Source organism: Vibrio sp. AK197, assembly GCF_053903115.1.
The window spans coordinates 351,812-364,936 of record NZ_CP096430.1 but is presented as its reverse complement, the minus strand read 5'-3'; the positions used below and the strand labels follow the sequence as shown (position 1 = coordinate 364,936).

Below are 13,125 nucleotides of genomic sequence, written 5' to 3'. Positions count from 1 at the left end.
GCATCTCGCAGAGACCAGTAACGCAATAAATTAAAAAGGCTGCCATCCAGGCAGCCTTTTTAATACATCAAACAGTCGCTAAAGCTTGCGCCTCAACAATAAGACGGCAATCGTCAAAAACACCACACTAGGCGCAATGGCGCCAAAAGCAGGGGGCATTTCGTACACCAAACTCAATGGACCGAAAAATTCACTGGAGATGTAAAACGTAAAGCCGGCAATGACGCCCGATAAAATGCGAGCCCCCATGGTCACGCTACGCAGCGGACCAAAAATAAACGACAGGGCCATCAACATCATCACCGCAATTGAAAATGGTTGAGTGACTTTACGCCACAGTGCCAATTCATAACGGGAAGAATCCTGCTCTGAGGCATCAAGATAAGAGACGTAATCATACAACCCCGTCAGAGACAACTCTTCAGGCTTCACAGTCACGACGGCGAGTTTATCCGGAGCGAGCGTTGTATCCCAACGGTACTCATCGAGATTTTGTTTGGATATTTCGATATCATTTTGCAAGTTTGTCACTTGTACATCTTTCAAAATCCAATGGCTTTGCTCAACAAAGTCCGCTTCTTTGGCATACACGACTGTATCGAGCTTTTTGTCCGCATCAAAACGCCACATGCTCAACCCATAGAGTTTATCTTCCTCCACTTTACCGATGAAGATGAAGTCGTTGGCATCTCGCGCCCATACCCCAGCACGTACCGACAACAACTGCCCTCCAGAGGTGGAAAACGCTCGCATATCTCGCGCCATTTTCTGCGCCTGCGGCGCACCCCACTGTCCAAGCAGGGTGACAGCTATCATCAAAGGCACCGCGGTTTTGAGTACCGAGGTTCCGATGTTCAATTTCGAAAAACCAGAGGCTTGCATCACCACCAGCTCTGAACTTGAAGCCATCATTCCCAGACCAATTAACGCACCCAACAGCGCAGCCATAGGGAAAAACATTTCCACATCGCGTGGGATACTCAGCACCACGAAGAACAAAGCTTGTAGCAAGTCATAACTGCCCTGCCCAACTTTACGTAACTGCTCAACGTATTTAATGATCGCCGACAGACCAACAAAAGTGGCCAAAACCAAAGAGGTGGTCGCAATAATGGTTCGACCTATATACAAATCAAGAATTTTAAACACAGGTTATGCGGCCTTCTTTTTTCTAAATCGGTCTTTCAGGCGTCGAGCCATGACACTGTCCAATGAGTTGGCAACAATAGCCGTAAACAACAGGGCCGCGTTAATCGGCCACATGCCGACAATGGTCGGAATTGAGCCATCTTCCAATGCTGATTTCGTTGCACTGATAGCAAGGAAATACGCAAGATAGATCAAAATAGCCGGTCCCATCTTCGCAAAACGCCCTTGACGAGGATTAACCGCTGATAGGGGGACAACCAACATCGTCAGCAGTGGAATACACACCACTAACGAAATTCGCCACTGAAGTTCGGCTTGTGCTTCCGGATCAGAGTTTTTGATCAGGTTTATCGTCGGAATCGCTTCCCAATCTCGGCTACGCTGTTTGACTTCACGCTGCCCAATCAGCCCTTGGTATTCATCAAAGGTTGTTGTCATATAATCAACCCGAGTTGGAACTCCTTCATAACGGGTCCCGTCATACATACTAATGACTTGACGACCATCCCCGAGCTCTTTGACTTCCCCAGAGTTAGAGAACATAACACTTGGTAAAATCGAATCCCGAGGCGTTAGTTGAGCAACAAACACATTGGACAACTTTTTGTTCTGGATGTTGTCAATAAACACCACTGACGAACCGTCCGGCGTACGCTGAAAATGTCCTTTTTGTAGCAGGTCAACGCTGTTTTCGGCTTCAAACTGTTCAAACAGTTGAGCTTCTTTATCCTGCCCCCATGGTGAAAGCCAAAATGCGTTAAACGCCGCTAAACCACCAGTAATCACCGCAAGGTATAACGCGGCACGAATGAGAAATTTATTTCCTATTCCGGTCGCGTTCATTACGGTAATTTCACTCTCGGCGTAGAGACGTCCGAAGGTTAAAAGAATCCCAATAAACAGGCTTAATGGCAGCATTAACAACCCCATTGATGGCATATTTAAACCAACAATAGAGAGAATCATACGGGCAGGAATTTCACCATCCGACGCATCCGCTAACACTCGAATAAATTTTTGGCTGACGAACACCAGAAACAGTACAAAAAAGATCGCTAACTGGCTCTTGAGTGTCTCGCGGATCAAATATCTAACAATAATCACGCTGAAATTACCTATACAAAACTTGTATTTTTAGTCGAATCACTATAGTTTTCCGTTGAACCTTTTATTTTTTAATTTTTCACTAACTGTTAGATTGCTTAATTCAAAGGTTGTTCCCATAAGTATGGCGACCATTATCTAACATTTAGAACTATTTGTCTTTAGGATGTAGGAGTACGCATGGAGTTCAGTGTAAAAAGTGGAAGTCCAGAGAAACAGCGCAGCGCATGTATCGTTGTCGGCGTCTTTGAACCACGTCGCCTTTCTCCAGTAGCAGAGCAACTCGACAAAATCAGTGATGGCTATATCAGCTCACTACTGCGTCGTGGTGACCTAGAAGGAAAACCAGGCCAAGTGCTACTGCTTCACCAAGTACCCGGAGTACTTTCTGAGCGTGTTTTGCTCGTCGGTTGTGGCAAAGAACGCGAACTGGGCGAGCGCCAATACAAAGAAATCATTCAAAAAACCATCAGTACATTGAACGAAACCGGTTCGATGGAGGCAGTATGCTTCCTCACTGAGCTTCATGTCAAAGGTCGTGATACATACTGGAAAGTACGTCAAGCTGTTGAAGCGACCAAAGATGGTCTTTATACCTTTGATCAATTCAAAAGTACCAAGCCGGAAACTCGCCGCCCACTTCGCAAGTTAGTCTTCAACGTGCCGACTCGCCGTGAACTGAGTTTAGGTGAAAAAGCCATTGCTCACGGCCTAGCTGTGGCGTCAGGTGTAAGAGCATGTAAAGACCTAGGTAACATGCCACCAAACGTCGCTAACCCTGCGTATCTTGCCTCTCAGGCGCGCCGCCTTGCTGACGATTACGAGTCCATCACCACTAAAATCATTGGTGAGCAAGAGATGGAAAAACTCGGCATGACCTCATACCTCGCCGTTGGTCGTGGTTCGAAGAACGAATCGATGATGTCAATCATCGAGTACAAAGGTAATCCCGAGCCAGACGCTAAGCCGATTGTCTTAGTCGGTAAAGGCTTAACCTTTGATTCTGGCGGTATCTCACTCAAACCCGGCGCTGGTATGGATGAGATGAAATACGATATGTGTGGTGCAGCTTCAGTATTTGGCGCGATGAAAGCGCTAGCAAAACTGAACTTACCTATTAATGTTGTCGGTGTGCTCGCAGGTTGTGAAAATATGCCGGGCAGCAATGCTTACCGTCCGGGAGACATCCTCACGACCATGTCGGGTCAAACGGTTGAAGTGTTAAACACAGATGCGGAAGGCCGTTTAGTTTTGTGTGATGCTCTCACTTACGTTGAGCGTTTCGAGCCTGAATGTGTGGTTGATGTGGCCACCCTGACTGGCGCATGTATTATGGCCCTTGGTCATCACATTTCTGCGGTCATTTCCAACCACAACCCGTTGGCGCATGAAATTATCAATGCTTCAGAGCAAGCCAGCGATCGCGCATGGCGTTTGCCAATGACTGATGAGTACCATGAGCAACTGAAAAGCCCATTTGCAGATATGGCCAATATTGGTGGTCGTCCTGCGGGAACCATCACTGCGGGCTGTTTCTTGTCGAAATTTGCTAAGAAATACAACTGGGCTCACCTCGACATTGCCGGAACCGCTTGGAAATCAGGTGCATCAAAAGGCTCGACGGGCCGTCCGGTCTCAATGCTTGTCCAATTCCTGCTTAACCGCAGTGGCCAAGATAGCGAAGAGTAATTCGAAAAGGGCCGAAAGGCCCTTTTTTGTTGCTGCAATCAATAAGTGAAGCGCCATGTCTAACGCGACTTTTTACATTGTTCCTGAACAATCACCACAGGCCAGCGCCGAAGGTTTTGCTGCCTATGTGGTTTTTCTGGCTCAACACTTTGCCAAGCAAGGGGCTAAGGTTTATCTCAACTGCCAAGATAAGCCCCATGCTGAGCAACTCGCCGAATACTTTTGGCAGCAACCACCCGAGCAATTTATCGCCCATAACCTTGTCGGTGAAGGCCCTAAGTACGCCACCAGTATCGAAATTGGTCATCAAGGGGTAAAACCGAGTTGGAATCGTCAGCTTGTTATAAATGTGGCGGATAATCAGACAACCTTTGCGAACAAGTTTGCAGAGGTGGTAGACTTCGTCCCCTGCGATGAAAAAGCAAAGCAACTCGCAAGAGAAAGGTATAAAATCTATCGTCAAGCTGGCTACCAGCTGCAAACCATAGAAATACACTACCCTTAGTCGTCAATCCTTATAGTTAAGCTCTCCAAACAGAGAGTTCACTTATAAAGATTGGCAAAGATTAACCTCAACGTATCCATTAAATGAGTACTATGGAAAAGACATACAACCCAACTTCAATTGAACAAGCGCTGTATCAGGCTTGGGAAGAAAAAGGCTACTTTAAGCCACACGGTGACACGACGAAAGCATCATACAGCATCATGATCCCGCCACCGAACGTCACTGGTAGCCTACACATGGGCCACGCCTTCCAAGACACCATCATGGATACTTTAATCCGTGCCGAACGCATGAAAGGCAAGAACACCTTGTGGCAAGTCGGTACTGACCATGCAGGTATCGCAACCCAAATGGTGGTTGAGCGTAAGATTGCCGCGGAAGAGGAAAAAACCAAGCACGATTACGGCCGCGATGCATTTATCGACAAAATTTGGGAATGGAAAGGCCAATCTGGCGGCACCATCACCAAACAGCTGCGTCGCCTTGGTGCTTCTGTTGATTGGGATCGCGAACGTTTCACCATGGATGAAGGTTTCTCCAACGCCGTTCAAGAAGTGTTTGTTCGCCTTTATCAGGAAGATTTGATCTACCGTGGCAAACGTCTGGTTAACTGGGATCCAAAACTGCACACCGCGATTTCTGACCTTGAAGTTGAAAATAAAGATAAAAAAGGTCATATGTGGCATTTCCGCTACCCGCTCGCCGACGGAGCGAAAACCGCTGAAGGCAAAGACTACATTGTGGTTGCGACGACCCGCCCAGAAACCGTTCTTGGCGATACCGGTGTTGCGGTTAACCCAGAAGATCCACGCTACAAAGCTCTGATTGGCAAAGAGATCATTCTTCCATTAGTTGACCGCCGCATTCCGATTGTTGGCGATGAACACGCTGATATGGAAAAAGGCACTGGTTGTGTAAAAATAACGCCAGCTCATGACTTTAATGACTACGAAGTCGGTAAACGTCATCAACTGCCGATGATCAACATTCTCACCTTTGATGCCAATATTCGTGATGAAGCGGAAGTCTTCACTACCAATGGTGAGCCAAGCAAAGCCTACCCAACCACAATTCCGGCCCAATACCAAGGTTTGGAGCGCTTTGCGGCACGTAAAGCGGTTGTTGCTGAGTTTGAACAGCTTGGTTTGCTCGAAGAAATTAAAGATCACGATTTAACCGTCCCTTACGGTGACCGTGGCGGTGTGGTCATTGAACCGATGCTCACCGACCAATGGTACGTGCGCACAGCCCCAATGGCTGAAGTCGCGACTAAAGCGGTAGAAGATGGCGAAATCCAATTCGTGCCAAAACAGTACGAAAATATGTACTTCTCTTGGATGCGTGATATTCAAGATTGGTGTATTTCGCGTCAGCTATGGTGGGGTCACCGTATTCCGGCTTGGTATGACAACCAAGGCAATGTTTACGTGGGTCGCAACGAAGAAGAAGTTCGCCGTAACCATAACCTTGAGTCAGTGATTGAACTGCGCCAAGACGATGATGTTCTGGATACTTGGTTCTCATCTGCATTGTGGACCTTTGGAACTCAAGGCTGGCCAGAACAAACGCCGGATTTAAAAGCATTCCACCCTTCGGATGTATTAGTTACGGGCTTTGACATCATCTTCTTCTGGGTTGCGCGTATGATCATGATGACCATGCACTTCATCAAAGATGAAAATGGCAAACCACAAGTTCCGTTCAAAACCGTTTACGTCACAGGGCTAATTCGTGACGAAAACGGCGATAAAATGTCGAAATCGAAAGGTAACGTTCTTGATCCTATCGACATGATTGATGGTATCGACCTTGAATCTCTGGTTGAGAAACGCACCGGCAACATGATGCAGCCTCAATTAGCGAAGAAGATTGAAAAGAACACACGCAAAACCTTTGAGAACGGTATCGAAGCTTACGGTACTGACGCATTGCGCTTTACGCTTGCGGCCATGGCATCAACTGGACGTGATATTAACTGGGACATGAAACGCCTAGAGGGCTACCGCAACTTCTGCAATAAGCTGTGGAACGCGAGCCGTTACGTCTTGATGAACACCGAAGAGAAAGACTGTGGCTTTGATGCAGGTAGTGAAGTCGTCTACTCCTATGCCGACCGCTGGATCGAATCACAATTTGAATTAGCGGCTAAAGAGTTCAACAACCATATCGATAACTTCCGTTTAGATATGGCGGCCAACACGATTTACGAGTTCATTTGGAACCAATTCTGTGACTGGTACTTGGAGCTAACGAAGCCGGTACTTTGGAAAGGCAACGAAGCGCAGCAGCGAGGCACTCGCCGCACCTTAATCACGGTATTGGAAAAAACCCTGCGTCTTGCGCATCCGGTAATTCCTTACATTACCGAAACCATCTGGCAAAGTATCAAGCCATTAGTGGAGGGTGTTGAAGGTGAAACCATCATGCTGCAAGCGCTGCCACAGTACGATGAAAATAATTTCCACCAAGAAGCGTTAGATGATATTGAGTGGGTCAAATCTTTCATCACTAGCATTCGTAATATCCGTGCTGAATACGACATCAACCCAGGCAAGCCATTGGAAGTGATGCTAAAAGCGGCGAATAACATTGATGCAGCTCGTGTCAGTGCCAATGAACAAGTGCTGGTGTCACTGGCTAAGCTTGAAAGTATTCGTGTTCTCAATGACGGAGAAGAGACGCCAGCCTGTGCGACCGCGCTTGTGGGCAAATCGGAACTGATGATCCCAATGGCGGGTATCATTGATAAAGATGCGGAACTTGCTCGCCTTGATGGTGAAGTGAAGAAAACGCAAGGTGAAATCAAACGCCTTGAAGGTAAGCTTGGTAATGAAGGTTTCGTGGCGAAAGCGCCTGAAGCCGTTGTTGCAAAAGAGCGAGAGAAGCTCGAAGGTTACAAAGAGACATTGGCGAAACTTGAAGAGCAAAAAGTGACGATTGCTGCTTTATAAGAAGCCTCACTTTGATATAAAAAAGCAGCGGAAAACCGCTGCTTTTTTTGTTTCTTCATCCTCTGCCAACTAAGGCGATATTTGCGCATCTTGAATTCTCTGCTCAATATCAGGATGAGTACTTAGCCACTGTGGAAGCTCCAACCCCGGCTGCTGTTTTAGGCGCTCAAACGCCTTCGCCAAGGCCTGGTGATCATCAAACAAACGCATCATCGCTTGGCGCGCAAACGCATCCGCTTGCTGCTCATTGCGGCGAGATTTTTGGTTCGCTAAGAGAAAAACCCCCACGCCAGCCATATTATCAATCACACCACTGGCCTCCCCCGTCATCACTGCAACCGACACCGAGATAATACTTGATTGAACCAAGCGAGTGAGCATATGGCGATGATAGATATGCCCAAGCTCATGCATGATGATGGCGTCAAGTTGACGCGGGTTCTCCATCATAGCCACTAAATCATCGAGAATAACCATTTTGCCGCCGGGTAAAGCAAAGGCGTTACTCTCCCCCGGTGATGACCGGAATTCTATCTCGATAGAAAATGGCATTGCAGGTAACTTTTCAAGATAACCTGCCACTCGTGAACGAATAGCGTTTTGCTGATCCATGCTCAATTGTGATGGCTGATAAATATGGTCGAGCGTGTCCAAAACTTGGTCACCGATGAGCAGACTCCAGCGCTCAGGCAAGGCTTGTGCCGTTTTACTACTCACCCAAGGTAAGGCATAGTGATAACCGGATACAAGGAGTACCAAACACAGAATCCCACTGCTCAGCCAAGCTATCCAGTGACGTTCCAACCAATCAAGCTTCAACGTCCAGCGTTGCTGGGATTTGAGGCACTTATCTAACTCTGACGTTCGCTGGGTAATAAACATACGCCCATCAGGCAACCGCAAACGTATTGGCATGTTGCCGACTGGCGCACTAAACTCAACATCCTGCAGTGGATAACAAAACCGCTGTCCCTCTAAGGCTAAAACCCATTGTTGGCTTCCGGCTTCATTTTGTTCAAGATGAAAAAACGCCTCGCAGCGTTGTGAACTGCGAGGCGCGAAGGCATGACCCGATAGTTGCATTAACCGATGCCTAGGTTCAGATCAAAGGCCTGAGCAACTTCATCGGAAACCGCCGAATCAACATCTGAATCTTGGTCTCGTGATACAAGCAACGCCATATCACCAACGACACGAGTATTATCAGCGACATAACGAGAGGCTCTCACCATCGCCCACGGTCTGGCTAAACCAAGCGTCACAAGTTGTAAGAGGAAGTTAGAGAGCATCAACCATATAAAGCTTGAAACCTTAAATTTAGAAATAAACGTCAGTTTAAGTTGGTCATGCTCTTCTTGGCTCAGCACCATCACAGAAAATAAATAGTTACGGACGCGAGTTACGGTATAAGCGGTTAGCGTTAACGTAATCAAAATAAAGCCAAGATACATACCAACCACCGTTATTACAGAGTTCGACCCGATGGTCGCGAACATATCCTGCGCACTGCCATTAAAATCAACACCGGAGAATGAAGACGCCAACATAACCACTGTCAACGCGATAAAGGCTAATACTCCAAAACCCATGGCAGATAAGTAGATTTTAACAAAAACACTCTGCTTAAGCTGCGCTGAAAATGCCCAATCCCCGTAACGGTAACCGTTGACGAAATATTGCGTAATGCCAAATACCACCCACGAGTATAATACGGCCATTAAGATCAGCGCGCCGATAGCCATGACTAACCCGAAACCAAATGAGGCATGAAATGCGCCTGCAACCAAAGCACAATATACCGCGAGAATAACAAGTGCCCCTAGAGCTCGTCCCAGAATAACCGCGTACGCCTTAGACAGTTCTCCGGCAAAAGAAAAATGGACATTACGAAAACTGGTCATTGCCGAATCAAAGCGTGCGTTACTCCAAAGTAGCCAAGGGATCGCAACGTAAAACGCCAATATGAGCACTAATGAGACGACCGGATTGAATTGCCCAAGCAACGCCCAAACCAATAGACACAGTAGAGCCACTAAGCGCCCTTTTAGAATTTGTAGCGGTTTCGCATGATATTCAAATACATCACCGGCTAATTGCGTATTACCATAAAAATAACGTTTGGTACGCACTTTTGCCCACGCAGAATAAATACCAAGAGTAACAATCGAAAGTAATATATTAACGATCCAAATACCAAAAAAAGCCCCCCCTTGACCTTTAAATATCAGGGGGTTTATATGTTGTTTATTATCCATGAATTTGTTCTTCCTGACGTTGTTATTATTTTTGCTAGCGACAAAAATAAGCAAATATTTGCCTATTTAGAATACCAAGTGTTCAGGAAATATTCATCATACTAATACAATTGCATGGGTAAAATTCACAAAAAAATACACCATATAATTATTACTTTTATCAATATTTAGCCAGAGGAAAGAACCGTCCGTCTAAACAATTCTATTGAGCTGCTCACCTCGTTCAAAGGCGGCAATATTCTGTATTAAAATTTCGGCGAGACGCGTAATTGAAGAGTCACTCCCCCAGGCAACGTGCGGAGTTAAAAGTAAATTAGGCAGCGACATGTTCGCTAATAAAGGATTGGACATATCAGCAGGTTCCGCACTAAATACATCAACACCAGCCCCTGCGATGATTTGTTCAGTCAATGCCTCCACTAATGCCTGCTCATCAACTAACCCACCACGCCCAGTATTAATTAAAATGGCCGACGACTTCATCGTTTTTAGCTCACGTTGACCGATCAAATGGTGCGTGTCCTCATTCAACGGGCAATGTAGCGTCAAAACATCACTTTGCTGCAGTACCTGTTCAAACGGTGTCAATCCAGTACGACAACGGGTTTCCCCCTTACGCTCAGCAAACAGGACATTCATACCAATTGCTTTGGCCAGTTCAGCTGTTGCTTGCCCCAAAGCACCTCGGCCAATAACGCCTAGCGTACTTCCGGAGATATCATTAATCGGATAAGTAAAAAAGCAAAACTGCCCGTTACGCTGCCACTCACCATTAGCAATATCTTGATGATAGGCAAATAAGTTACGTCGTAAAGCAAACATCATTGCAATCACATGTTCGGGAACAGATTGGGTTGCATACCCCTGAATGTTGGTGACCGCAATATGACTTTTTCGGCATGCCTCAATATCGACGTTGTTATAGCCGGTCGCAGAGACAGCAATCAATTTGAGATCGGAAAGCTGAGTGAGCAGATCTCCTTTGAGTTCCACTTTATTGGTAATCACGATCGCCGCATCATAAATACGCTCAAGAACTTGCGGTGGCGCGGTGGTATCGTACTCGACCCATAGATGCTCAAACGGCAAATGAGGCAAATGGATATGGGAAGGAATGGTTGCACGGTCCAGAAAGACCACTTTGGGTAACGTCATTTTTTATTCTCCTTATTCGCTACCCAAGTTCCCCTGACTAAGGGGTGGGCAGAGTTTTATAATCTGGCAGTGTTTTCTCAGCGTCAAAATGTTCAAAGATCATCGCTTGGGCTTGCGGATAAAAATCACAGGCAACAAATAAGCTACTTAACTCGTGACTTCGAGGATGATAAAAACTCAACTCAGCGGCGTGAAGCTCTAACCTATCAGAAAATTCAAATGCTTGCTCGGATGCATAAAACTCATCCCCAACAATAGGGTGCCCTAAAGCCTGCATGTGAACGCGTAATTGATGCGAGCGCCCTGTCACAGGTAGCAAGCGGACTAGGGTTGTCTGGGCTTCGCGTTCTACCACTTGATAATAGGTTTTGGCGGGCTTTCCTTGTTGATAACACACTTTTTGCTTGGGGCGATTGGGCCAATCACCTATCAGTGGGAAATCGAGCTCGCCTTGCTCATGATTCACCGTCCCCCAAACTCGCGCATAGTACACTTTATGAGTTAATCGGTATTGAAACTGCTTTTTTAGCGCCGACTCTGCCCATTTGTCTTTAGCAAGTACCATCAAGCCTGAGGTATCCATGTCGAGGCGATGCACAACCTGTATGCTGGGATGTGTTTCTTGTAAGCGACGCCACATACTGTCTTGATGCTCAGGCAAACGGCCAGGAACCGACAGCAAGCCAGATGGCTTGTTGACTGCCAAAATATGTTCGTCTTCATAAATGATCTCAACCCACGGCTCAGTGGGAGGGTGGTATTCATGCATCGCCATTCAATGTGTCTCATCACTAAAAACGTCGCGATTATACCAGAGTCCTTTCAAGCTCGAATGGCTAATTGTCAATCTAAAACTGCTATTTCTGAAAAAAATGTAAATTTAGTTTGACACAAAAGTCATACGTGATATCCATACCATCTATTGACAAAAAACTATAAAACAATAAGCAAGCACACGTATAAGGATTAACCCATGGAGAATGCTGCCGAGTACCGGCCCGCCGAAGAGCGAGCTCCCTTGTCACAATTGATCAAGTCTTTAGGCCCCGGCGTCATGACCGCGGCTGCCGCGGTAGGTGGCTCACACCTCGTCGCATCGACTAAAGCGGGTGCCATTTATGGTTGGCAACTTGCTGCGCTCATTTTGCTCGTAAACCTTTTTAAATATCCGTTTTTTCGAGCTGGTGTTCAATACACGATGGGAACCGGGCAAAGTTTAGTTGAAGGCTACTCAAAACTTGGCCGTCCTTACCTGTGGGTTTTCATGGCTCTGGCCAGTATTTCAGCTGTGGTAAATACCGCAGCACTGGCGCTATTTAGTGCAAGTCTACTGGGCTACTTTATTCCATTTGATCTCTCAATGAGTGCCCTGAGTGCGATTGTGCTGGTTACCTGCTTAGTCATTTTATTTGCCGGTCACTACAAAGCCCTCGATTCACTGTCAAAAATCATCATGGCTGTATTAACCATCGCGACACTTAGCGCGGTAATGGTTGCCTTTTCAAGCGATGCTCAACCAGTGGCATCGGCTGCAGTAGAAGAACCTTCGCCATGGACCATCGCTGCGATCGGCTTTATCGTCGTCACCATGGGGTGGATGCCTGCACCCATTGAAATTTCAAGCCTGACCTCAATGTGGCTCAAGAGCCAGAGTTCACATCAAGCGGTCACCGCACGTTCTGCTTTGTTTGACTTTAATGTTGGCTACATTGGCACTGCGCTACTGGCGATTGTATTCCTGTCATTAGGTGCGTTGGTTCTGCACGGTTCTGGTGTTGAACTGTCTAAATCAGGGATTGGATTTTCACATCAGTTAGTGGGTATGTACGCATCGACGATTGGTGAGTGGTCACGCTACCTTATTGCTGTCATTGCATTTTTCTGTATTTTTGGCAGTACCATTACGGTGATTGATGGCTATGCTCGTGTCGTGTCTGAATCTCAGCGTTTGCTGCGTAACCAACCGGAAATGAACCCTAAAACAACCCAAAATTGGATGTGGTTCATCTCAGCACTCGCGCTTGGCATTATCGTATTTTGGGCATCAGCTCTACTACCCATGTTGAACTTCGCGATGGTACTTGCGTTTGTCACTACGCCGTTCTTTGCCTTGCTTAACTTTATTTTGGTCACCAAAACACCACTCCCTAAAGCCTTGGCTGTAGGGAACAAGCTGAAGCTTCTTTCCGTTATTGGTCTGATTTATCTCTTTGGCTTCCTAGCGCTGTTTGTTTGGTGGAAGTGGATCATGTAATTGCACATGACATCGACAAAAAAGGCCTTCAAATGAAGGCCTTTTGCATATCTGGAAAGT

General features: G+C 46.5%; 10 protein-coding genes. 4 read left to right on the top strand and 6 right to left on the bottom strand.

The genetic code is table 11. The features are described from left to right. Nucleotides 1-78: 78 nt before the first annotated feature. Nucleotides 79-1,149 carry an LPS export ABC transporter permease LptG gene (lptG, locus tag M1D72_RS08850; RefSeq protein WP_456296649.1) on the bottom strand — a complete coding sequence of 357 codons (1,071 nt, stop codon included), beginning with the start codon at nucleotides 1,147-1,149 and terminating at the stop codon, nucleotides 79-81. Nucleotides 1,150-1,152: 3 nt separating this feature from the next. Beyond that, nucleotides 1,153-2,253: an LPS export ABC transporter permease LptF gene (lptF, locus tag M1D72_RS08845; RefSeq protein ID WP_390196104.1), complete on the bottom strand. Its 1,101-nt coding sequence runs from the start codon at nucleotides 2,251-2,253 to the stop codon at nucleotides 1,153-1,155. Nucleotides 2,254-2,433: 180 nt separating this feature from the next. Here lptF and pepA point away from each other — a divergent pair, with 180 nt between their 5' ends. From pepA to M1D72_RS08830, 3 genes are all read left to right on the top strand, one after another. Further along, complete coding sequence (gene pepA, locus M1D72_RS08840) at nucleotides 2,434-3,942, top strand: leucyl aminopeptidase (RefSeq protein ID WP_390196110.1); 1,509 nt, start codon at nucleotides 2,434-2,436, stop codon at nucleotides 3,940-3,942. A gap of 55 nt (nucleotides 3,943-3,997) precedes the next feature. Beyond that, nucleotides 3,998-4,447, top strand: coding sequence for a DNA polymerase III subunit chi (locus M1D72_RS08835; protein WP_456296648.1), 450 nt, complete (start codon nucleotides 3,998-4,000; stop codon nucleotides 4,445-4,447). Between the two features lie 92 nt (nucleotides 4,448-4,539). Beyond that, on the top strand, nucleotides 4,540-7,401 hold the full coding sequence (locus tag M1D72_RS08830; RefSeq protein WP_456296647.1) for a valine--tRNA ligase: 2,862 nt from the start codon (nucleotides 4,540-4,542) through the stop codon (nucleotides 7,399-7,401). Nucleotides 7,402-7,470: 69 nt separating this feature from the next. On the opposite strand, the gene M1D72_RS08825 is transcribed toward M1D72_RS08830, so the two are convergent. The 4 genes from M1D72_RS08825 to rluA all read right to left on the bottom strand — a co-directional run bounded on the left by M1D72_RS08825 (nucleotide 7,471) and on the right by rluA (nucleotide 11,586). Then, a complete protein-coding gene (locus M1D72_RS08825; RefSeq protein ID WP_456296646.1) occupies nucleotides 7,471-8,484 on the bottom strand; it encodes a M48 family metallopeptidase in 1,014 nt (337 codons plus the stop codon). Continuing rightward, nucleotides 8,484-9,656 (bottom strand): YjgN family protein, encoded by a 1,173-nt coding sequence (locus M1D72_RS08820; protein WP_456296645.1) that lies wholly within the window; start codon nucleotides 9,654-9,656, stop codon nucleotides 8,484-8,486. Before M1D72_RS08820 ends, M1D72_RS08825 begins: the two co-directional genes overlap by 1 nt. Before the next feature lie 192 nt (nucleotides 9,657-9,848). Then, nucleotides 9,849-10,811 carry a D-2-hydroxyacid dehydrogenase gene (locus M1D72_RS08815; RefSeq protein ID WP_456296644.1) on the bottom strand — a complete coding sequence of 321 codons (963 nt, stop codon included), beginning with the start codon at nucleotides 10,809-10,811 and terminating at the stop codon, nucleotides 9,849-9,851. Nucleotides 10,812-10,848: 37 nt separating this feature from the next. Beyond that, a complete protein-coding gene (rluA, locus tag M1D72_RS08810) occupies nucleotides 10,849-11,586 on the bottom strand; it encodes a bifunctional tRNA pseudouridine(32) synthase/23S rRNA pseudouridine(746) synthase RluA (RefSeq protein WP_456296643.1) in 738 nt (245 codons plus the stop codon). Between the two features lie 198 nt (nucleotides 11,587-11,784). Here rluA and M1D72_RS08805 point away from each other — a divergent pair, with 198 nt between their 5' ends. Continuing rightward, nucleotides 11,785-13,065 carry an NRAMP family divalent metal transporter gene (locus M1D72_RS08805; RefSeq protein ID WP_390196131.1) on the top strand — a complete coding sequence of 427 codons (1,281 nt, stop codon included), beginning with the start codon at nucleotides 11,785-11,787 and terminating at the stop codon, nucleotides 13,063-13,065. The last annotated feature ends 60 nt before the right edge of the window (nucleotides 13,066-13,125 follow it).